Source organism: Pseudomonas sp. Soil_N_39, assembly GCF_057655955.1.
Map to the genome: position 1 here is coordinate 416,653 of NZ_JBDGLI010000004.1, position 20,462 is coordinate 437,114.

The 20,462-nt window shown below is 61.7% G+C and carries 17 protein-coding genes and 2 pseudogenes; 10 read left to right on the forward strand and 9 right to left on the reverse strand.

The features are described 5' to 3' along the window. Positions 1–19 precede the first annotated feature (19 nt). Both AC3A5O_RS09135 and AC3A5O_RS09140 read left to right on the forward strand, forming a co-directional pair. Positions 20–940 carry a LysR family transcriptional regulator gene (locus AC3A5O_RS09135; RefSeq protein ID WP_122565778.1) on the forward strand — a complete coding sequence of 307 codons (921 nt, stop codon included), beginning with the start codon at positions 20–22 and terminating at the stop codon, positions 938–940. Then, positions 940–1,851: a LysR family transcriptional regulator gene (locus AC3A5O_RS09140; protein WP_305481760.1), complete on the forward strand. Its 912-nt coding sequence runs from the start codon at positions 940–942 to the stop codon at positions 1,849–1,851. The genes AC3A5O_RS09135 and AC3A5O_RS09140 overlap by 1 nt, the downstream gene beginning before the upstream one ends. A gap of 3 nt (positions 1,852–1,854) precedes the next feature. Here the strand turns inward: AC3A5O_RS09140 and AC3A5O_RS09145 are convergent, their stop codons facing one another. Continuing rightward, positions 1,855–2,778, reverse strand: a complete 924-nt coding sequence (locus tag AC3A5O_RS09145; protein WP_305481759.1) for an AraC family transcriptional regulator — start codon at positions 2,776–2,778, stop codon at positions 1,855–1,857. 110 nt (positions 2,779–2,888) lie between these two features. Between AC3A5O_RS09145 and AC3A5O_RS09150 the strand changes: the two genes are divergently transcribed. Both AC3A5O_RS09150 and AC3A5O_RS09155 read left to right on the forward strand, forming a co-directional pair. Continuing rightward, positions 2,889–3,236, forward strand: a complete 348-nt coding sequence (locus AC3A5O_RS09150; RefSeq protein ID WP_122565775.1) for a carboxymuconolactone decarboxylase family protein — start codon at positions 2,889–2,891, stop codon at positions 3,234–3,236. Positions 3,237–4,517: 1,281 nt separating this feature from the next. Beyond that, positions 4,518–4,742, forward strand: coding sequence for a hypothetical protein (locus AC3A5O_RS09155; RefSeq protein ID WP_305467400.1), 225 nt, complete (start codon positions 4,518–4,520; stop codon positions 4,740–4,742). Positions 4,743–4,782: 40 nt separating this feature from the next. Here the strand turns inward: AC3A5O_RS09155 and AC3A5O_RS09160 are convergent, their stop codons facing one another. Next, positions 4,783–5,664: an AraC family transcriptional regulator gene (locus AC3A5O_RS09160; RefSeq protein ID WP_305467399.1), complete on the reverse strand. Its 882-nt coding sequence runs from the start codon at positions 5,662–5,664 to the stop codon at positions 4,783–4,785. A gap of 98 nt (positions 5,665–5,762) precedes the next feature. Continuing rightward, entirely contained in the window at positions 5,763–6,962 is a 1,200-nt protein-coding gene (locus AC3A5O_RS09165; RefSeq protein ID WP_305467398.1) for an MFS transporter, read from the reverse strand. A 149-nt stretch (positions 6,963–7,111) separates the two neighbouring features. On the opposite strand from AC3A5O_RS09165, the gene AC3A5O_RS09170 reads away from it, so the two are divergent. Beyond that, positions 7,112–8,047, forward strand: coding sequence for a LysR family transcriptional regulator (locus AC3A5O_RS09170; protein ID WP_487753134.1), 936 nt, complete (start codon positions 7,112–7,114; stop codon positions 8,045–8,047). 24 nt (positions 8,048–8,071) lie between these two features. Here the strand turns inward: AC3A5O_RS09170 and AC3A5O_RS09175 are convergent, their stop codons facing one another. Both AC3A5O_RS09175 and AC3A5O_RS09180 read right to left on the reverse strand, forming a co-directional pair. Then, positions 8,072–8,470, reverse strand: a complete 399-nt coding sequence (locus tag AC3A5O_RS09175; RefSeq protein ID WP_122565869.1) for a VOC family protein — start codon at positions 8,468–8,470, stop codon at positions 8,072–8,074. Positions 8,471–8,562: 92 nt separating this feature from the next. Next, positions 8,563–9,519: a DMT family transporter gene (locus tag AC3A5O_RS09180; RefSeq protein WP_122565772.1), complete on the reverse strand. Its 957-nt coding sequence runs from the start codon at positions 9,517–9,519 to the stop codon at positions 8,563–8,565. A 74-nt stretch (positions 9,520–9,593) separates the two neighbouring features. Here AC3A5O_RS09180 and AC3A5O_RS09185 point away from each other — a divergent pair, with 74 nt between their 5' ends. After that, positions 9,594–10,448: a LysR family transcriptional regulator gene (locus AC3A5O_RS09185; RefSeq protein WP_487753119.1), complete on the forward strand. Its 855-nt coding sequence runs from the start codon at positions 9,594–9,596 to the stop codon at positions 10,446–10,448. 199 nt (positions 10,449–10,647) lie between these two features. Here AC3A5O_RS09185 and AC3A5O_RS09190 read toward each other — a convergent pair whose 3' ends face one another. The 4 genes and pseudogenes from AC3A5O_RS09190 to AC3A5O_RS09205 all read right to left on the reverse strand — a co-directional run bounded on the left by AC3A5O_RS09190 (position 10,648) and on the right by AC3A5O_RS09205 (position 14,682). Beyond that, a complete protein-coding gene (locus tag AC3A5O_RS09190; protein ID WP_305481756.1) occupies positions 10,648–12,354 on the reverse strand; it encodes an amidase in 1,707 nt (568 codons plus the stop codon). 231 nt (positions 12,355–12,585) lie between these two features. Continuing rightward, positions 12,586–13,004, reverse strand: a pseudogene (locus AC3A5O_RS09195) (DUF6691 family protein). 2 nt (positions 13,005–13,006) lie between these two features. Continuing rightward, positions 13,007–13,195, reverse strand: a pseudogene (locus AC3A5O_RS09200) (YeeE/YedE family protein); the annotation flags it as partial. Positions 13,196–13,338: 143 nt separating this feature from the next. After that, a complete protein-coding gene (locus AC3A5O_RS09205; RefSeq protein ID WP_487753120.1) occupies positions 13,339–14,682 on the reverse strand; it encodes an OprD family porin in 1,344 nt (447 codons plus the stop codon). 384 nt (positions 14,683–15,066) lie between these two features. Between AC3A5O_RS09205 and AC3A5O_RS09210 the strand changes: the two genes are divergently transcribed. The 4 genes from AC3A5O_RS09210 to AC3A5O_RS09225 all read left to right on the forward strand — a co-directional run bounded on the left by AC3A5O_RS09210 (position 15,067) and on the right by AC3A5O_RS09225 (position 20,458). Beyond that, positions 15,067–15,798, forward strand: coding sequence for a GntR family transcriptional regulator (locus AC3A5O_RS09210; RefSeq protein ID WP_122565748.1), 732 nt, complete (start codon positions 15,067–15,069; stop codon positions 15,796–15,798). 134 nt (positions 15,799–15,932) lie between these two features. Then, positions 15,933–17,222: an MFS transporter gene (locus AC3A5O_RS09215; protein WP_487753121.1), complete on the forward strand. Its 1,290-nt coding sequence runs from the start codon at positions 15,933–15,935 to the stop codon at positions 17,220–17,222. A 28-nt stretch (positions 17,223–17,250) separates the two neighbouring features. Continuing rightward, positions 17,251–18,081: an amidohydrolase family protein gene (locus tag AC3A5O_RS09220; protein ID WP_487753122.1), complete on the forward strand. Its 831-nt coding sequence runs from the start codon at positions 17,251–17,253 to the stop codon at positions 18,079–18,081. Positions 18,082–18,274: 193 nt separating this feature from the next. After that, positions 18,275–20,458 (forward strand): PAS domain-containing sensor histidine kinase, encoded by a 2,184-nt coding sequence (locus tag AC3A5O_RS09225; protein ID WP_487753123.1) that lies wholly within the window; start codon positions 18,275–18,277, stop codon positions 20,456–20,458. Positions 20,459–20,462: the final 4 nt, after the last annotated feature.

A 20,462-nucleotide genomic window follows, 5' to 3' on the forward strand; every position in this document is an offset into this window, starting at 1 on the left:
TCAAGCAAGGCTGGATCCCATGGATCGCTTTCAGGAAATGCAAATTTTCATGGTGGTGGCCGAAGAGGAGGGGTTCGCCGCTGCCGCCCGGCGCCTGCGCATTTCGCCACCGAGCGTGACACGGGCCATTGCGGCGATGGAAGAACGGATCGGCACCCAGCTGTTGTCTCGCACCACCCGCAATGTGCACCTGACCGAAGCGGGGCAACGCTACCTGGAAGATTGCCGGCGGATCCTGAGTGAACTCGAAGAGGCCGAGGAGGCAGCCGCCGGCAGCTACTCGATCCCGTGCGGGTATCTGACGGTCACCGCGCCGGTGCTGTTCGGCGAGTTGTACATCGCACCTTTGTTGACGGATTACCTGGATCAATTTCCCTCGGTACACCTCAACGCCTTGTTGGTCGACCGCGTGGTAAATATTGCGGACGAGGGCATCGATGTGGCGATCCGCATCGGCCATTTGCAGGAAAACAATCAGCACGCCATCAAGGTCGGTGAGGTACGCCAAGTGATCTGCGGTGCCCCGGCCTATTTCCAGCGCCATGGACGGCCAACCCATCCTGGCGAGTTGAGCAAGGCCAATATTGTGATGTCTTCGGCCAGTCATCTGCTGAGCCACTGGCAGTTCATGGACGCCGCAAACTCGCTGAGCCTGCGCGTTGAGCCACGCCTGGTGGTGACCGCGAATCAGGCCGCGATCAACATCGCCCGCCAGGGCTGGGGCGTTACCCGGGTATTGTCCTATCAAGTGGCCCGGCAGGTCGCCGAGGGTGAACTGGAAGTGGTGCTCAAGGCCTTCGAACCACCGGCGTTGCCGATCCACGTGGTGTATCAGAAGAGCAATCGAGTGCCGGCCAAGGTGCGCACGTTCGTGGACTTCCTCGCGGATCGGCTGGGAGGCGACGTCACGCTCAAGCCTGTCGTAAAAGGCGCCGGCTGATGGCGCGCCACCAGGAAATGCTGATATTCCACGCGCTGTCGCAGTGCCCCAGCCTCGCCTCGGCCGCCCAGCGCCTCAACGTTTCCGGACCCACCGTGATGCGTGCGGTCGCTCGGCTGGAGGCGCGACTGGGTGTGCAGTTACTGTCACGAAGCACGCGCGGGGTGGTGTTGACGGAAGCCGGGGTCGGCTTCATGGCCGATTGCTCACGCATTCTCAAGGCCGTCGACGAGGCTGAAGCATCGGCCAAGGGTTGGCATGTCCAGGCGCAGGGCAATTTGACGATTCTGTTGCCCGCGTTGTTCAGCCGTTATGTCATGGCGCCGGTGTTGGCCGGCTACATGGATCTCTTTCCCGAAATCAAGGTATTTGCCCACTACCATGATCGTTTCCCGAACATGCATGACGAGGGGCTGGATGTGGCGGTGCTGGTGGGGCCTCTACCCAGTTGCTCATTGATCGCACGACCTGTCGGCAGCGTTCGCTCGCTCGTCTGCGCCAGTCCTGGTTACTTGGCGATGCAGGGTGAGCCGGTTGTGCCGCAGGATCTGCACGATCATCGATTGATCGCCACGCAGGCCAACCAGGATTGGGTCCAGTGGTCTTTTCAACAACAGGGCGAGGCCAACTGCGTGAAGGCACGCACGCGGCTCAGTTGCGCCACGCTACAGGCGGCCATTGACGCTGCGGCTCATGGGGCCGGGTTGACGCGCTGCTTGAGCTATCCGTTGTACGACTATCTGAGCAGCGGACGCTTGCGCAGGGTCTTGAAAGCCTATGAACCGCCCTCGATACCCGTGCATGTGGTCTACCGTGAAAGACGCAAGGCGCCGATGCGCGTGCGCAGTTTCGTGGACTACATCGTCGAGCACCTGCGCGCACACCCGGCCCTGCGAGCGGATAGCGCTTGATGGTCAACGCGTGCTTGGGGCTTGAATCCCACGGCGCACCCGCCCTGGCGCCTCGCCGTAGATTTCCTTGAATTTCTTGCTGAATGCAGCCTGGGATTGGTAGCCGACCTGTACGGCAATATCGCTCAGCCCCAGGTGTGAGTGGCTGAGCAGGCTGAAAGCCAATTCCATTCGCACTTGCGTCAACAGCACCCACGGCGAGACACCGGCCACCTTGACGAATGCGCGCATGAAGTTGGCCCGGGACATGCTCGCGAGGTCCGCCAGGCCTTGAATGGTCCACTCGTGCGCAGGGTCCGCCAGCATCGCCTGCCAGGCCCGGCCCAGGCGCTTGTCACTGAGCAGGGCCAGCGAGCCGCTGTCCTGGCCGTGGCTCGCCAGGTGTGCACGCAGAATCAGGGTGAACAGCGCCTGGGACAAGGCGTCGAGCAGGAAGCGCGCGCCGGGCTGGTCCCCATCCGCTTCCCCGCGAAGGATCTCCACCAATGCCGGCAACGGCCCGTTGGCCGGTAACGCGCCGCTGGGAATCACCAGGTATTCGGGCAGGGCGCTGAACAGCAACGAAGCCCGGTTGAAGTGAAAACCCCCGCAAAGCATGTCCAGCTCCGCGCTGGCACCGCCAATGCGATGAATCGGCAGGGTGCCTCCGGTCACGATCCGGGGTGAGGTCGGCGTCACCGTTTTTCCAGGGCTGTGCATGAGGTGCGGGGCGCCTCGCGGCAACAGCAGGATGTCACCGGCGCGCATGGGCAAGCGCTTCCCATCGGCAAACTCCACACGGCATTCGCCGGCCAGCACGATGTGATAGGGCGCCGTGCCCAGGGCTTGCTGCCCGTGATCCAGGGCCCAGTCGCCCTGGAACTGACAGCGCAGGTCCAGGCTGCCGCGAACGTTGGCCAGGCTGATGAGTTTATCGATCGCATTCATTTGAGCGTTTCGCCAAAAAAACTGAGCGGATTGAGCAAAACCGAGTGGCGCCAGGGTGAAAAACTGAGGGCGTCAAAACAGTACACCCAACCCACTCAGGAGTTAATGCCATGTTCAATAACTGGTCCGAATTATTACCCACCATCCAGAAAGCGTTTGGCGCGCTGGGCCGCAGCAACCCGAAAATGGTCAAGGCCTATATGGCGCTCGGGGAAGCCGCCAGCGAAAACAATGTGCTTGATGCCAAGACCCGCGAGCTGATCTCGATCGCCATCGCCGTGACCACTCGTTGCGATGGCTGTATCGCGGCCCACACGGATGCGGCGATCAAGGCGGGGGCGAGTCGTGAGGAGGTCGCTGCAGCCCTGGCAACCGCGATCTCGTTGAATGCGGGGGCTGCCTATATCTACTCGCTGCGGTCGCTTGAGGCGTATGACATGCTGAAAGCATCGGCGTGATTGGTGTGCATATCCGGTTCTGCGGTAACGGCGGCTTAGGGTTCCGCCCTTACGGCGGGTCACTTTTGAACAGCCCGGAAGCCGGCCCAGTCAAAAGTAACCAAAACGCTTCCTGCCCCACCACTCGGTGCCTCGCTAAGGCTCGGCATGCCTGAACGAAGGCATTGCTCCGTGGGCCGCCGCGAAGGGCCATCCATGGCCCAGCGCGGCTAACCCGGCATCCATGCCGGGTTGCCCACTCCACAATACCTTCGTTCAGCCATCGTGGTTAACGGGGCGTCCGAGATCAACGTCCACCGCGAGGCGGCCTGATAGCCGACCTGATTCATGGTGGGACCGCGTTTCTCCTGTGGGAGCGGGCTTGCTCGCGAAGCGGAGGGTCAGTTTCGGTTATGGTGGATGTGCGGGCCCCGTCGCGAGCAAGCCCGCTCCCACAGGTGATCTTGGGTGTTCACGAATCTTGTGTTCACCGCAGGCCGACTGTGGGAGCGGGCTTGCTCGCGAAGCGGAGGGTCAGTTTTCGGTGATGGTGGATGTGCGGGCCCCATCGCGAGCAAGCTCGCTCCCACAGGTGATCTTGGGTGTTCACGAATCTTGTGTTCACCGCAGGCCGACTGTGGGAGCGGGCTTGCTCGCGAAGCGGAGGGTCAGTTTTCGGTGATGGTGGATGTGCGGGCCCCATCGCGAGCAAGCTCGCTCCCACAGGTGATCTTGGGTGTTCACGAATCTTGTGTTCACCGCAGGCCGACTGTGGGAGCGAGCTTGCTCGCGATGGCGGTGGGTCAGTTTGTATGGATATTTGGATGTGGACCACTTCGCGAGCAAGCCCGCTCCCACAGGTGATCTTGGGTGTTCATGAATCTGGTGTTCACCGCAGGCCGACTGTGGGAGCGAGTTTGCTCGCGATGGCGGTGTTTCAGCCACATGGATATTGGGCTGCTGGCCCAATCGCGAGCAGGCTCGCTCCCACAGGAGAAACGCGGTCTCACCAAGAACCAGGTCGGCTATCAGGCCGCCTCACCGCCAGTGGCCGTTACCGCAGCAACGGATATACACACCAAAAAAACGACGCCTCTCTGAACGGAAAATCAAAACCCCGCAAACAGCATTACAACGCCCCCGGGACTTTTAGTGCTACCCGGTGCGATTGTTTCATGTGGCGCAATCAAGTCATGAGATTCCTGGGCATTCTCTAAAAACTGTCCGCCAGTGAAACTGATCCCAGAAGCGATCGACCGTTTCGGGCCGTCGCAGCGTTCTCCATTCTCCAGGAGATTTCCCATGAACGACGTTACCTGCACCGGCAACCCTTGGCCGGACACCGCTGTCGCGATTCACCAGGAGCACGAAAGCGGATTCCTGCTGCCCCAGTTGATGGGCGCCCTGGCCAACGAGTCCGTAGCGCCTGTTTCGAACGACCTGTGCCAACAACACACCGGCGGCGTATTGCTGGCGAAGGCTGGCGCCTTTGTAATGCGGGCTCTGAGGCGAATACCGATCAGCTAACGTAGAACCTGTGGCCTGATGACCACCACCGAATAACCAATCACCTGAGCGGCAGAAAGAGTTCCGTAACGGCTTCGTTCTCAGCAACGTCCGGAAAGAACGTTATGCGCTGGCAGTAGAGCGGAAAGTCCCTAGGCTCCTCACCGCTGGCCGGCAGCCAGTCCCTGTACAAGTACAGTGCAGCGGGCTCGAGGTTGTCTGCGCCCCCTTCGACCCGCAGCACTGCACAACGCCCGGCGGGGATACTGCCGGCCTTGATCGCTTCGTCGTTCGGCACGATGGGCTGCTCCGTCCCTGCGCATAGATCCAGGCGATAGTCTTCTGGTGGCGTCGTGCGCGGGTCGGTGTGAAATACATTGAACGTCGAACTGATCGACGGGATCAGGCCGACACTCCGCCGCCAGGCAATGAAGCGTTGGAGGGTCGTACCGATTGTCGAGGGATCGCCTCGGTGTTCCATGATGGCGACGGGTGTCGCGGGAACTGTGCGGATCTGTACGTCACTGGGCTGATAGAGCGTGGGCATGAGGCGGTTCCTCGCAGTGTGCAATGGCGTGAACGTGGTGTTCCAACGCTGCCAGTCGGGAGACGTACGGAAGTTCGAGGGTGGTTGCCCCACGCGCTGTCGAAATGCACGGGCGAAGGCGTCTGGCGCTGCGTAACCGGCGTCCATGGCGATCTCGGTAATCGTTTCATGTTGGCGAAATGCCAGTTTGTAGGACGCGCGTTTCAGGCGGGCGAGCTGGACATAACGATTCAAGGGCAAATTGAACGTCGCCATGAACTGCCGGTGAAAATGGTATTTCGAAAAAGCCGCAACGCCGCTCAACGTATCCAGGTCCAGGCAGTCATCAAGATGCTCGTCGATGTAATCGAGCACCTTCTGCATCCGGGACGGGTAGTGCTTTTGTGTGTCGGTCATGGTTTTCCCCCGTGAGGACACCAGCATGAGGCCGACAAGCAAAATGCGCTCGACCGATCTTGCTAACTTGAGCGCCCCTCCTGGTGACAGGCCATGCATTACGTCTTGGCCGGAGAGTCGATCAGCCGGCAAGTACCCAGGAAATAAAACATACCACCGGCAACAATGAAGAGCGCGAGCATGTAGAAGATGTAGTGAGGCGGCTGCGTCGCCAATACCAGGCCACACAGCACCGGTCCGGAGGCGGCGCCGAGGTTGCCAAGATTTTGCGCAGCGTAGTACATGCCTCGCAAGTGGTCGGGAGCGATGTTGTCGATGAACATGTATTCGGCGGGGAAGACGATGATCTCTCCGAGCGTGAACACCGCCATGGCGATCACCCACAGCACGAGTGTGTCGGCCAGGGCAAAACCGGCCAATCCGAGGATGAACAAGCTCAACCCCGCCGCCAGCCACAGGTTTAGATGGCGGTGGGATATCTTTCGGCCAATGGCGTACTGCAGGCTGATCACCATCAGCGCGTTGGTCGTCACCATGGCACTGATGATGCGGTAGGTGAACTCCGCTGTTGTCGTGACCACCAGGTACTGCGAGAGATAGGCCGTGAACTGGCCGAAGACCACCGCGCTGAGCAGGCCGCCGAGGGTGAAGCACACTAAGCGGTAATCCCGCAGCAGAAGCTTGCCCACGGCCAGGAAAGGCACGGGTTTGTGGCTCGCATCGACGACCGCCAGGTCCCTGTCGCCCCAGACGAAATACACCAGGCAAAACCCGGCCCCCAGCATGCCGGACAACAGGAATGGCAGGCTGATGTCCAGCTTGGCCATTCCTGCCCCGAGAAACGGCCCAACGGCATAACCGATATTAGTCAGCGTGTATTTGATCGAGAACGCTTCGCTGCGATCGGCAACTGCAAGCAAGCTGCCAAATCCAGCCTTGACCGCGATATCGATGACGGCATAAGCCAGGTTGATCAGTATCAGGCAGCCGTAGAACAGCCAGAGTTCGCGAGCCAGGAACGTGCCGAGAAACCCTGCTGCGAACAGGCCGCTAAACCCCAGGATGAGTCGGTGACTGGACATATTGTCCACGAGAAAGCCGCCATAGAGGCTCAACAGGGAGCCGATGATCAATGTGCTGCCGATCACCAGGCCGATGTCGGCAACGTTCAATCCAAAGCTGTCCGACAGGTAGATCACCAGGTAGGGCAGTGTGATTGCCCGGGCCAGCGTCAGGATAAGTGACGCCGAAAGCAGCAAATTGACTGACGTGGGATAGCTTTTGAGGGTGGTGAGCATCCTTGCCTCATACGACCGGAGATGTTTATAGGGGGCAGCGTCGTCTCGCGGACGGATACGCAGCTGCCAAGCTTACTGAGGAAACCAGTTCTGATTTATGATGTTTTTTCTCGTCTTGATTGAATCCAGTTCATGAATGAAGGATGTCCATGTTTTCCTCGGAGCGCTTGAAGGGCATCGATGTATTCGTCTGCGTCGCCGAAACCGGAAGCTTCAAGGCCGCCGCTGAGCGGATGAATCTCACGGGTTCTGCCATCAGTAAAAGCATTGCTCGCCTGGAGAGTCGGCTCGGCGTTCGACTGTTCGAACGTACGACTCGACGTATTTCGCTGAGCGATGCAGGCGTCGCTTTTCTTCGCACCTGCACCGGCGTGCTGGCCGACCTCGAAGAGGCCGAGCTGTCGCTACAGGCTGAAAACGCCGAACCCCATGGCAGGGTTCGGATCGACCTTCCCGGTGCTTTTGGCCGTTCCCAGGTACTGCCTGTCGTCTTGCGATGCCTGGAGCAATACCCGCAACTGGTACCGCACATTTCGTTCTCCGAAGGTTTCATCGACGCCGTGCAGGAGGGCGTGGATATCGTTATCCGGTTGGGAGGCGCGGAGGTTTGGCCGGATACGCTGGGGCATCGGTACCTTGGCAGGGAATGGCATATTTTCTGCGCATCACCTGCGTATCTGGCCAGGCATGGCACGCCCCTGACTGACCTTGATCTGGAGCAGCACCGGTGCATCGCCTACGGTTGGCGGGATGGAAATGTCAGCCCCTGGAATTTCGCCGGGCGCCATCGGGGCGAAACACTCAGCAAACAGGTGTCGCCAAAGCTGGTGGTGGGCGATGGCGAGGGCTTGGTGGCTGCGGTATTAGCGGGTTGCGGTATTGCCCAATTGCCGTCCTGGTTGGTCCAACGGCAACTGGACGAAGGGACATTGGTTGAAGTGTTGCCCCAGTTGGCAACCGATGGGATGGCGATCAGTCTTGCCTGGCAGAAAAGCCGTGAGATGCTTCCCAAGGTCGCTGCTCTACTGGACGTGCTGACGGCCAGTTTGGCTCAGGCAGCAGGAGGGCCGGCACAACGGTTATAGAGGTTCTTGCCCGTGGTGCGACGACTACGTCGACACCGAATCATGGCAACAGACGCAAAGCTTGTTGCCATCGAGATCCCGAAAGTAGGCGCCGTAATAATCGGGATGGTAGTGGGGTCTCAAGCCGGGTTCTCCCTCACACGTCCCGCCCAGCGCCATCGCTGTTGCGTAGCTGCTCCTGACAGTTTCCCGGCTGGCGGCAAGCAGAGCCACCATCTGTCCGTTGCCGGGTTCGCTTGCCTTGCCGTCAAACGGTTTGCCAATCACGAAGATCGGGCGAGGCGAGTTTTCGGCAATCCAGCCAGCCCAGCCTTTCGTGGCGTCGCAAAATTTCAAGGTAAGCCCCAGTTCGGCCATGAGTTTTGAATAGAACACGAAGGCGCGATCAAAATCGGCGATACCTAAAAAGACGTGGGAGATCATGATGGCTACCGTTTTGTCTGTGGGCGCGAAGGGGTGTTTTGACATCCAGCGTACGCTGCCACAGGTATCATCGCGCTGCCAAGTTCGGGCTGTTAAGACTTTCGCCCAGACGCTTGAGGCCTGGCCTGCCGCGCTTCGGTACCGACGACCAGCCAGATGCCCACCCCGGACACCGCCATCCCGACCACCATCTGCCAGGAAAGCGGTTCGTCGAACATGGCCCAGGCCCAGAGCATCGTAATGGGCGGGCTGAGGTACAGGGCGCTGGCGACCCGGGTGGCCGTCGCGCGGCGCAGGCATAGCCAATAAAGGCCGTAGCCGCCCATCGTCGACAAGCCTGCGGTCCACAATACGCTCAGTGCAAAGCCTGCGCTGGGTAGTGGGGCCAGGCTGCCATGGACGCCCTCGACCAGGGCGAAGGCCAGGCCCGACACGCAACACTGCAGCCAGAGGTTGGGTAGCAGGCCCAGCGATTGTTCGGCGGGCAGGTATTTCTGCCACAGGGTCGCGACGGCGAGCGAAAGCATGCCCAACAGCGGCAGGCCATAGGCCCACAAGGGCGCGTTACCCCACGCCAGCGCGCCTTGGGTCACCAGCATGACGCCGAGCAGGCCGATAAGCAGCCCCGCCCAGACCTGCCAGGCCAGCCGTTGTCGGAGTACGCCGGCGGCCAGCAGTGCCAGGCCCATCGGCAACAGGTCGGCGACCAGCGCGGCCAAGCCCGCCGGCACACCCAGGGCAATGCCTTGGGTGATACCGCCCAGATAGCCCGCCATCGCCAGGAGGCCGATGCCCGCGTTCTTCAACAGCACGGCGGGAGAGGTCCGGCGTAGCGACCTGGCGACGAAGGGAAGCAGGACGAGCGTGACCACGACGCACCGCCAGAACACCACCAGCAGGGCCGGCGCGTAATCGATGGAAAAGCGCGCGCCGACGAAGCCGGAACTCCACGACACAAGCAATGCCGCTTCGAGCAACGGCAACGGAATCAGCCAGTACCAGGCAGGCCGGGGCAGGGAAGTGCAGGTCATCGATTTATTCGGGTTCATGCCCACAGGCTACGAAACCCGGCTAATCTAATAAATCAAAATGTAATGCATCAGTTGTTCACGAAGATTGAATCATGACGGCCATACTCGATATCGACTTGATACGTACTTTTCATGCGGTGGCACGAATCGGGAAATTCAGTGCGGCGGCAGAGCAACTGCACAAAAGCCCGGCGGCGGTCAGCGTGCATATCCAGCGTCTGGAAGCGGTCGCTGGCGGGCGGTTGCTCAACCGGGACAATCAGTCGGTGTCCCTCACCGCGTTGGGCAAGCGTCTGCTCGTGGCGACGGCGGAGCTGCTGAGCACCCATGACCGGGTGCTGGCCGACCTGCACGGAACCCGTTTGGCGGGACGCATCACCTTGGGGGTGCCGGATGAATACGCAGACCATGTCATCCGCGACATCCTCCCGACTTTCGCCGCCGCGTGGCCCAACGTGGTGCTGGAGCTCAAGACCGCGCCAAGCTATGCGCTACGGGACCTGGTGCGGCGCGGCAAGCTCCAGGCGGCGGTTGTTGCCCAACCGAAGGGACAGATGAGTGCAGAGGCGCAAGTACTGGTGTCCACCACCCCGGTCTGGGTCGGGCCGGCCCACACGATGGCGGCCTCGATGGAGCCGCTGCCGCTGGCGGTACATGCGGCGCAATGCCCTTATCGGCAAGCGATGATGGAGGCCCTCAGGCAAAGTGGGCGCAAGACCCGCATCGTCCTGGAAAGCCCCTCCAACCAGGCCGTCAAGGCCTGCGTGGAGGCTGGGCTGGCGATCAGCCTGATAGACCGGGCGCGGGTGACGGATGCCATGCGGATCCTCGAAGGCCTGCCGGTGATCGCGGAGCATGAGGTGGTGTTCATGCGAGACCAGGCGTCACAGGGTGACGAAGCCGTGAGCCTGCTTGCCCTTGCCATGCAGCAGTATTTCCGGCTCTAGAACCGGTCAAGGGACTGCTGCGCAGTCCAGCGGGAGCAAGCTCCCTCGCCACAAAAGCCCGCAGGTGCCATACCCGAGGGCAATTGTGGCTAGGGGGCGTTTGAATGGTCCACTCTGTCACCCAGCTGAACCCCTGTGGCGAGGGAGCTTGCTCCCGCTGGGCTGTGCAGCAGCCCCAAGACCAGCCCCAATGACCGGATCAAGCCGACAATGGCGGTGTCCGAGGCGGGACCAGGCGCTTGGAGCCAATCGACTCGAACGCCGACGCCAGTTGCAACAGCTTCGAATCATCATAGGCACGCCCGGCGAATGTCAGCCCGACGGGCATGCCGATGTCCGCCATGACGCCCATTGGCACGGTGACAGTGGGTACGCCCAGGTGGCGGATGGCGAGGTTGCCATTGGCGACCCAGACTCCGTTGCTCCAGGCGATATCGGCAGATTCCGGATTGATATCCGCATCCGCCGGCCCGACGTCGGCGACGGTCGGGAAGATCACCGCGTCCAGGCCCAGCCGCTCCATCCAGTCTTCCAGATCGATCCGGCGGGTCGCTTCAAGCCCCCGCAACCCGTCGGGCAGTGTGGGGATCTGGTCCCAGGGCGTGATGCCACGTTGGGCCATGTTCACGTATTCATCCATGCCGGCGGCCAGATCGTCCTCCCGGTTGGGCAGGGTGCCGGGGTCGTGGGGGAAGATCTTCGGTCCGTCGACATCGGCCAGGCAGTTCAACGTCGGATCACCGTTGGCCCGCAGGAAATCATCGAATGCCCAGGCCGACAGGTCCCACAGCTCATGGTGCAGGAACTCCTTGGACACCAGGCCGCGGGTGAACACCGTCGGTGCGCCGGGACGATCGCCCTCGCAGTTGGACACCAGCGGGAAATCCACCTCGACCACTTCGGCGCCACAAGCCTCCAGGGCCTTGCGGGCTTGTTCCCAAAGGTCGATCACCGAGGCGCGGGTGATGATTCTCTGCCCCGTCGGGCCGCCGATGCCGGGGGCCTCGGCCGTGCCGGCTTCAGGGTCAGCGTTGATGTACATCCGTGGCACGCCGAACCGAATGCCGGCCAGCGCCCCCGGGTTGCTGGCAAGGCTCGGATATGAGGCGGGACGAACCGAGTCGACGCTCGGAATCGGCACCCAGGGTTGCAGGCGCCACAGGTCGCCACGGGTGTCCGGGTCCTCGGCGACCACCACGTCCAGCACTTCGAGCAAGTCGGCCATGGTCCTGGCGAAGGGCACGACGACGTCCATGGTCGGCGTCAACGGCCAGTTGCCGCGCACCGAAATCACCCCACGCGACGGCGTGTAGGCGCATAGGCCGTTGTTCGACGCCGGGCCGCGTCCGCTCGACCAGGTTTCTTCGGCAAGGCCGAACGCCGCGAAACTGGCGGCGGTTGCCGTGCCTGCACCGTTCGAGGAGCCGGAGGCAAAGGGCGCTGTGAGGTAGTCGCCGTTGTACGGGCTTTCCGCACGGCCATACACCCCGCGCTGCATCCCGCCGTTGGCCATGGGGGGCATGTTGGTCTTGCCCAGGCAGATGGCTCCGGCGGCGCGCAGCCGTTCGATGGTGAACGCATCGCGATAGGCCACCAGGTCCTTGAACGCCGGGCTTCCGGAAGCGGCGGTGAGCCCCTTGACCAGATAACTGTCCTTGGCCGTATAGGGAATGCCGTCGAGCGGGCCGAGGGTCTGGCCGCTGGCCCGACGGGCATCGGAGGCCTGCGCTTCCTTCAGCGCATCCGGGTTGCGCACCACCACCGCGTTGAGGGCGGTGGGCGTGTCGGGGCCGTCGTAGGCATCGATCCTGGCGAGGTAGGCCTGGACAAGCGCTACCGCCGTGGTCTGGCCCGATTCCAGCGCGGCGCGCAGTTGGGCAATGGAAACTTCGGTGATGTCGATCATGCAGTTACCGCCGCGGTGGAAGGATGACGGGGGTGCGGTCCATGGGACGTGGGGCTTGGCACTTCAAGTCATCTAAATGTGGATATTTATCGGTTTTTGCCTACTGTACTACGGAAGATCGATCAAGGGGAGCCCAGTTTTACCGGACTATTTCTCAGGCGTGCGAAAAATTTCCGCCTCGAACTCCGTTAAGAAACGGCTTAGGCAGGGTCGATCAGCCGCGATTCTGGTTCAGCGGCCCCGGCGATATTCCAGCACCGTGAACAGCATCATGCCGGCCAGCATGGCCAAGGCGAAGACGATGGCTTGCCAGTGCCCCGTCAAGAGGGTTGCCACGACGGGCCCAGGGCAGATGCCGGCGATGCCCCAGCCGATGCCGAACACCAGGGCGCCGCCGATCAGGCGCCTGTCCAGTTCACGCTTGGCGGGCAGTTGCATGGGGCGGCCCAGCAACGAGTGGCTGTGCTGGCGGGCCCAGGTCAGCGGGACGATGGCGGTGCCAATCGCCCAATCATCACCAGGGCCAGGGACGGGTCCCAGGCGCCGGCCAGATCCAGGAACGCCAGCACCTTGCTCGGATTGGTCATGCCCGCCAGGAGCAGGCCGAAACCGAACAGCAGCCCGGCCATGAAGGCAGTCAGTTTGGGCATGTTCACCCCCCCAGCCAGTGACGCAAGACAAACACCGTGGCGAAACCGCTGAACATGAAGCAAGCGGTGGCAATCATCGAGCGCGGCGAGAGGCGGGACAGGCCGCACACGCCATGACCGCTCGTGCAGCCTGAACCGTAGCGGGTGCCGATGCCCACCAACAGGCCGGCGAGGGTGAGACCGGCCGCGCCGTCCAGGCCACTGTAGCGCACGCGTCCCCATGACAACGATATCAATGCCTGGGGCATGCTTCGATCCGCTCCATGAACGATGCAAGCGCTGACCAGGGCACCAATGCGTTGAAAACCCGGCTGATTTAGCCAATGTGGCAACGTCAGAACGGCCCCAGCTTGAGCGGGTACTGCACGACGATATACAGCCGGTCGATGTCATCGCCGCCCTGGCTGCTGTTGGCGCGATGGGTGACATGGGACAGTTGTAGCGACAGGTCCTTGGCCGGGCCTGACTGCACGATGTAGTGCAGGTCCAGGTCGCGCTCCCAATGGCGTCCGCCGTCCCCTTGTTGTGGACGGTAGCTGCCGGTATCCGCATCGAACGGGTTGTAGGCACCGCCTTGGGGGGCATGGCTGCCGTCTATCCCGCGTCCAGTCACATAGCGGGCCATGAAGCTCAGGCCGGGGATGCCCAAGGTGCCCAGGTCGAGGTCGTAGCGTGCTTGCCATGAGCGCTCGCCCGGGCCGTTGAAGTCGGCATATTTGATCGAGTTGGCCAGGTAGATGGAGTCGCCGCCGACGAAATCGAAGGGCGTGTCGCCGTTGATTTTCTGATAGGCCAGGGTGAACGCCTGGGCATTGAGCCGGTATTTGCCACTCAGGCTATAGGCTGTGGTGTCGATGGCCCCGGCGACGGCCTTGCCATAGTCGCGGGTGTGGTAGAGGTTGCCGTCGAGGAACAGATCGCCAAGGGTGGTATGCAGGTTGGCGTAGTACTGGCGCCAGGTGTCACTCAGTTCGGATGCATAGAGCGCACCGCCCAGGGCTTGGCTGGTGAACAGGTCGGCGCCAATGAAGTCGATGGCGCCGTTGCGCGTCGTCGCCCCGTAACCGGAAAAGTCACCCTTGCCGGTCGAGGCATCCTGATTCTTGAACGCGCTGAAGTGACCCGCCTGCAGGTCGACCCCTTCGAACTCGCGGCTGGTGACCAGCAGGCCGCTGGCGTATTCCGGTTGCAGGCGCTTGTCTGCGGTGTCGAATACCGGACTTTCCACGGTCATTTCGCCGATGGCCAGGGTGGTGCGTGAGGCGTTGAGTTTCAGCGCGCCACCCGCGCTGGAATACTGGTCTTCGCTTCGCCCGTCCTCATCCAAGGGCAATAATCCCGTTCCGGAGTGCCCCTTGCCGCCGTCCAGCTTCAACCCCAGGAAACCGTGGACATCAATACCTACGCCGATCGTGCCCGGGGTGAAGCCGGACTCGAACGAGGCGATGAAGCCCTGGGCCCATTCCTGTTTGTAGCTTTTGCCGGCCGGGGTCGGGGAGCGATAGTCATTGTTGAGGTAGAAGTTGCGGCTGAGGACTTCCAGCGTTGCCCCGTCGAGAAAGCCAGGCGTGCTTTGCGCGAGTTCCGCTGCCATCGCCGGTGCGGCGCTGCCTGTGAGCAGGGCAAGCAGCCAGATCGGCTTCAGGGCGACGGTTGAGTGGTGGGGTGCAGACAACATGCTTCATTTCCATGTGAAATTAGGCGGGCAATGCCCGACGCACCGTACGGTGGGGCAGCAGCTCCCGCTTGAAAAAACAGCTCTGAACAGAGGGCTTCATTCTTGGGCGTGCAGCGTGGGCGTGCGAGTTAAACGTTGTTAATTGCGTTCAGCTGCAGGGCCGGGCATTGCCCCAACGCAGTGCGGGCTTTATCAACGGACAGCGAAGGTGCCGATGAGCGAGTGAAATTCAATGGCTTGCGCTGTTAAAAACAGGCGTTGCCTCGCTGCTGGAGACCCTTTGTCAATCAGCTAGCCTGCGCATTCTTGACAAGCAATCGACCTTCAGCAAATACTTGCCTGCATATTCATATATATGACTAGATAACAAGGTGAATAAGGTCAATGAAATCTCTCTCCAGTGATGTCCGCCTGCCGCTGTATCAACGTCTGCGCGACCAATTGGCTGAACAGATCGCCAATAACCGCTGGCGTCCGGGGGAGGCGATTCCTACTGAGGCGGTACTCTCAGCCGAATACCAGTTGTCGACCGGTACGGTGCGCAAGGCCATCGATGCGCTGGTCAGCGAGGGCGTCCTGGAGCGTCAGCAGGGGCGCGGCACCTTCATTCGTCGACCGCAGTTTCAATCGTCGCTGTTCCGTTTCTTCCGTTTTCAAAGCGCTTCAGGCGAACGCCGAGTTCCCGAGAGCCGCATCTTGTCCGTGGAACCGGTGGCCGCGCCTTCGGCGGTAGCCCAGGCGCTGGGATTGCCGGTGGATGCGCCAGTGATCCGCCTGGTGCGGGTGCGTCTGCTGGACGTGAAGCCGGTGCTCGCCGAAGAAATCTGGTTGCCCCGTAATCGCTTCCAAGCCTTGCTCGAAATCGACCTGAGTCAAAAAGGCCCGTTGCTTTACCCCATCTATGAAGAAGTCTGCGGCCAGGTTGTTGCCTATGCCGAAGAAACCCTCACCGCCGAATCGGTGAATGAGGTGCACGCAAGATTGCTGCAGGTGCCGGTCAACAGCCCGGTGGTGGTGATCGAGCGCCTGGCGCGGGACTACGCCGGCAACCCTCTGGAGTGGCGACGCTCTCGCGGGCATGCCGAGCACTTCCGCTACAGCGTGGAAATTCGCTGACGCAGCCCGGCTAGGGGCGTTCAGCGGCGAGTCGGTCGCCGCTGTCCTTATCGTTTTTTGTTTGCCATGACTGGCCCTGTAGCGGCGCGGTTCGCTCTCGGCTGCCTTTCGTTCCACTTACAAGGATAAGAAGCATGTTCAGTTGGTATCGCCAAGTCACTGCGCGGGAGCGCAAAACGTTTTGGGCCTGTTTCGGCGGATGGTCGCTCGATGCCTTGGAAGTACAGATGTTCGGCCTGGCGATACCGGCGTTGATCGCCGCGTTCGCCCTGACCAAGGGCGATGCCGGGTTGGTCAGCGGCGTGACCTTGGTCACTTCGGCCATTGGCGGTTGGGTCGGCGGGACGCTGTCGGACCGCTACGGTCGGGTGCGCACGCTGCAATGGATGATCTTGTGGTTTTCGTTCTTCACCTTCCTGTCGGCGTTCGTCACCGGCTTCCACCAACTGTTGATCGTCAAGGCCCTGCAGGGCTTCGGGATCGGCGGGGAATGGGCCGCCGGCGCGGTGTTGATGGCCGAGACCATCAACCCCAAGTACCGCGGCAAGGTCATGGGCACCGTACAGAGCGCCTGGGCGGTGGGTTGGGGGCTGGCGGTCGGCGTCTTCACGCTGATCTACTCCCTCGTACCGCAGGACATGGCCTGGCGGGTGATGTTCGTCGTGGGTCTGCTGCCGTCGTTCCTGATCATCTGGGTGCGCCGCAACGTTGAAGAGCCCGACAGTTTCCAGCGCCTGAAAAAAGACAATGTCATTCCGCAGAGTTTCTTCAAATCCCTGGCCGGCATCTTTCGTCCCGAGTTGATCCGTGTGACCTTGTTCGGCGGGTTGCTGGGCCTGGGTGCGCACGGCGGTTACCACGCTGTGATGACCTGGCTGCCGACCTTCCTCAAGACCGAGCGCAACCTGTCGGTGCTCAACTCCGGCGGCTACCTGGCGGTGATCATCTTCGCCTTCTGGTGCGGCTGCGTGGTCAGTGGCCTGTTGATCGATCGCATTGGTCGCCGGAAAAACATCGTGTTGTTCGCGCTGTGCTGCGTGGTCACGGTGCAGTGTTATGTGTTCCTGCCGTTGAGCAACACCCAGATGCTGTTCCTGGGGTTCCCGCTCGGCTTCTTCGCGGCCGGTATTCCGGCGAGCCTCGGGGCGTTTTTCAACGAGTTGTACCCGGCGGATGTGCGCGGCGCCGGCGTGGGGTTCTGCTACAACTTCGGCCGGGTGCTCTCGGCGGTGTTCCCGTTCCTGGTCGGCCACATGAGCGACTCCATGTCCTTGGGCTCGGCCATTGGCATCGACGCCGGGATTGCCTACGGCGTGGCGGTGATCGCAGCGCTGTGCCTGCCGGAAACCCGTGGCCGTAGCCTGGAAGCCACTGCGGCATCGGCGCCTGTGGTTGAGCGTGACAGCCAGAGCGCCCGAGCCTGATTTCCCTTATTGTCGATAGATGAAACCCATGGTTGATACCTGTACCAAGCCGATGACCGGCATTGACTGCCACGCCCACGTGTTCAACCGTGAGCTGGAACTGGCCGCCGTCCGGCGCTACACACCCGGTTATGACGCCACGCTCGCTCAATACCTGAGCCACCTGCACGCCCACGGCTTGAGCCATGGCGTGTTGGTGCAGCCGAGCTTTCTCGGCACCGATAATCGCTACCTGCTGGCCGCGCTACGGCAAGCACCGGAGCAGTTGCGCGGGGTCGTGGTGGTGGAGCGAGACGTCAGCCGCGCCGAGCTGGACGACATGGCCCGGCTGGGCGTGGTCGGGGTGCGCTTGAATCTGATGGGCAAGGCCCTGCCTGATTTTCGTGACGCCGCCTGGAACGGTTTTTTGGGTCACATCGCGGAACTGGATTGGCATGTCGAGTTGCATGCCAACCTGGTGGACTTGCCGGGGTTGATGGCTCAGCTGTTGCCATGGGGCCTCAAGTTGGTGGTCGATCATTTCGGTCGCCCGGATGCGCGTTTGGGGCTGGATCAACCTGGCTTTGCTCAATTGATGGCGCTGGGGCAGGGCGGGCAGGTGTGGATGAAGGTGTCCGGTATCTATCGGTTGGGCGCAACGGCCCCACGCAACCTTGAATTCGCCAGCGCCTCGTTGGCCTTGCTGGAGCGCAGTTTCGGCCCCGAACGGCTGGTGTGGGGCAGCGATTGGCCGCACACCCAGCATGAAGAACATGTGGGCTTCGAGACGGTCATGGCGCAGTTGCGCGCGTTGGAGTGTTCGGCGTTGCTGATGCATGCGTTAATGGTCCAGGCACCCCAGGCACTCTTCAAGTTTTGAGGCGCGAAGGTCATGGCGTCGATTTTCCTGAACTCGTCCGATGAATAGCGATCTAGACTCCATTGAAGCCCTGTGAGCAGTCGCCGTATCGGCCTTTAAAAGGGATTCTGCGAGCTGAAACCACCGACCCGGGCGATGGCCCTGGCGCGAAGGACAGCGAGGGTGCTTCAGCCAGGCGGTTTGAGGATGACTGATGTCGAACATTGAAGAGCTACCCACGCAAACACAGGCGCCGAGTGAGTACGAAAGCTTGATCGCGATGGGAACGAGCGCGCTCGATGCCATTCCCGGTGCGGTGTACCTCTGCGATCACCAGGGGTGGCTCGTGCGGTACAACAGCGAGGCGGCGGAGCTGTGGGGCAGGGCGCCAGCACTCGGAGAGAACGGCGCCCGTTTTTGCGGCGCCCATCGATTGTTCCAGGCCGACGGTACGCCGCTGGCATTCGAACACTGCCCGACGGCCTCGGCGCTCGATACGGGCGTTGCGTCGCGCAACCAGGAAGTGATCATCCAACGTCCGGATGGCTCGCGGTTCGTGGCGCTGATGAACATCCGCGCTCTCAGGGATCGTTGGGGCGTCATTCAAGGGGTGATCAACTGCTTCCAGGATGTTTCGGCACACCACGCCATGGCCGAGGAACTTCGGCGCAAGAGTGCCGACCTGGAAGACTTCTTCGAAAACAGTGCGGTGGGCCTGCATATCGTCAGTGGCGAGGGCATCATCCTGCGCGCCAACAAGGCGGAGCTGGCGCTGCTGGGCTATCACGCAGAAGAATACATCGGGCGGCACATCACTGAGTTTCATGTCGACGAACCTGTTATTGGCGACATCCTCACCAAGCTGGGCAGTGGCGATTGCCTGGAGAGCTATCCGGCGCGCCTGAGGGCCAAAGACGGCTCGATCAAACATGTCACGATCACTTCAAACGGACGCTTCGAGGACGGAAAACTCTTCAACACCCGTTGTTTTACCATCGACAGAAGCTGCGTCCATGCGGCCGAGGCGGCGCGCCAGGAGAGCGATGACCGGCTTTCGGCGACCTATGAGGCGGTGACCATCGGGATTTCCGAAGCCGATACCGACGGTCGCTTGCTCCGGGTGAACGACGCCCTGTGCAACATGCTGGGCCGGTCGCGGGAGGAGCTCCTGTCGATGACATTCCTGGACTACACCCACCCGGACTGCATCCCGCAGGATGCGCAGTTGTACGCCCGCCAGGTGGCCGGTGAACTGGATAACTACGTGCTGCGCAAGCGCGCTCTGAAGCCCGATGGCGAGGTGGTCTACCTCGACATCCACAGCTCGTCGGTGAGGGACGCCAACGGTACGTTTCGTTATGGCGTGCGGGTGCTGCAGGACGTCACGCTGGCGCGGCGGATGGAAAACCAGATCCGCGAAAGCGAACGGCACATGCGCAATCTGCTCGAAGCATTGCCTGCCGCGGTGTACACCACCGACGCCGAAGGGCGCATCACGTTCTACAATCGCGCCGCTGTCGAACTGTCGGGGCGCACACCGCAATTGGGTGACATGTGGTGTGTGACCTGGAAGCTGTTCAATACCGACGGAACCGCACTGCCCCACGATCAATGCCCGATGGCGGTGGCGCTGAAGGAAAACCGGCCGATACGCGGCGTCGAGGCGATCGCAGAACGGCCCGATGGCAGCCGTGTACCGTTCACGCCGTTTCCCACGCCTTTGCATGATGCCGATGGAAACCTGGTGGGTGCCATCAACATGCTGGTCGATATTTCCGAACGAAAGCAGGCGGAAAGCCGGCAGAAGACGCTGATCGATGAGCTCAATCACCGGGTCAAGAACACCCTGGCCACGGTGCAATCGCTGGCGGCCCAGACCGCGCGCAATGCCGAGGATGCGAAGGACGGCTACAGGCGTTTCGAGGCAAGGCTTTTGGCGTTGTCGCGGGCACACGACCTCTTGACCAAGCGCCATTGGGGCCAGACGCCGCTCGACACCCTGGCCCATGAAGTGCTGCTACCGGTCTTTGGGCATGAGCCGGGCCGTGTCGTGATCGAAGGGGCGGCCGTGGACGTCGGCACTCGCGTGGCGCTCAACCTCACGATGACCCTCAATGAATTGGCGATCAACGCGCTCAAGTACGGGGCCATGTCGGTCGAGACGGGGACGCTAGCCGTCACATGGCACCTGCAAACTCAAGCGGACGGGACGCTGCTTACTCTTGACTGGCACGAGCGTGGAGGGCCGCTGGTCTCCCCGCCGGAGCGGGAAGGGCTGGGTTCGCGCCTGATGAAACGCTGCATCGAGCGCGACTTGGGCGGCACGTTTGACCTTACCTACGCCCCACAGGGCGTTTGCTGTCGCTTTGCGTTCCTGATTGGAGCGGCTGGGGCATGATCCC

Bases quoted from the DNA above. Each gene is read 5' to 3' on its own strand.
- AC3A5O_RS09135 (WP_122565778.1), top strand. From the start codon at position 20: ATGGATCGCTTTCAGGAAATGCAAATTTTCATGGTGGTGGCCGAAGAG.
- AC3A5O_RS09140 (WP_305481760.1), top strand. From the start codon at position 940: ATGGCGCGCCACCAGGAAATGCTGATATTCCACGCGCTGTCGCAGTGC.
- AC3A5O_RS09145 (WP_305481759.1), bottom strand. From the start codon at position 2,778: ATGAATGCGATCGATAAACTCATCAGCCTGGCCAACGTTCGCGGCAGC.
- AC3A5O_RS09150 (WP_122565775.1), top strand. From the start codon at position 2,889: ATGTTCAATAACTGGTCCGAATTATTACCCACCATCCAGAAAGCGTTT.
- AC3A5O_RS09155 (WP_305467400.1), top strand. From the start codon at position 4,518: ATGAACGACGTTACCTGCACCGGCAACCCTTGGCCGGACACCGCTGTC.
- AC3A5O_RS09160 (WP_305467399.1), bottom strand. From the start codon at position 5,664: ATGACCGACACACAAAAGCACTACCCGTCCCGGATGCAGAAGGTGCTC.
- AC3A5O_RS09165 (WP_305467398.1), bottom strand. From the start codon at position 6,962: ATGCTCACCACCCTCAAAAGCTATCCCACGTCAGTCAATTTGCTGCTT.
- AC3A5O_RS09170 (WP_487753134.1), top strand. From the start codon at position 7,112: ATGTTTTCCTCGGAGCGCTTGAAGGGCATCGATGTATTCGTCTGCGTC.
- AC3A5O_RS09175 (WP_122565869.1), bottom strand. From the start codon at position 8,470: ATGATCTCCCACGTCTTTTTAGGTATCGCCGATTTTGATCGCGCCTTC.
- AC3A5O_RS09180 (WP_122565772.1), bottom strand. From the start codon at position 9,519: ATGAACCCGAATAAATCGATGACCTGCACTTCCCTGCCCCGGCCTGCC.
- AC3A5O_RS09185 (WP_487753119.1), top strand. From the start codon at position 9,594: ATGACGGCCATACTCGATATCGACTTGATACGTACTTTTCATGCGGTG.
- AC3A5O_RS09190 (WP_305481756.1), bottom strand. From the start codon at position 12,354: ATGATCGACATCACCGAAGTTTCCATTGCCCAACTGCGCGCCGCGCTG.
- AC3A5O_RS09205 (WP_487753120.1), bottom strand. From the start codon at position 14,682: ATGTTGTCTGCACCCCACCACTCAACCGTCGCCCTGAAGCCGATCTGG.
- AC3A5O_RS09210 (WP_122565748.1), top strand. From the start codon at position 15,067: ATGAAATCTCTCTCCAGTGATGTCCGCCTGCCGCTGTATCAACGTCTG.
- AC3A5O_RS09215 (WP_487753121.1), top strand. From the start codon at position 15,933: ATGTTCAGTTGGTATCGCCAAGTCACTGCGCGGGAGCGCAAAACGTTT.
- AC3A5O_RS09220 (WP_487753122.1), top strand. From the start codon at position 17,251: ATGGTTGATACCTGTACCAAGCCGATGACCGGCATTGACTGCCACGCC.
- AC3A5O_RS09225 (WP_487753123.1), top strand. From the start codon at position 18,275: ATGTCGAACATTGAAGAGCTACCCACGCAAACACAGGCGCCGAGTGAG.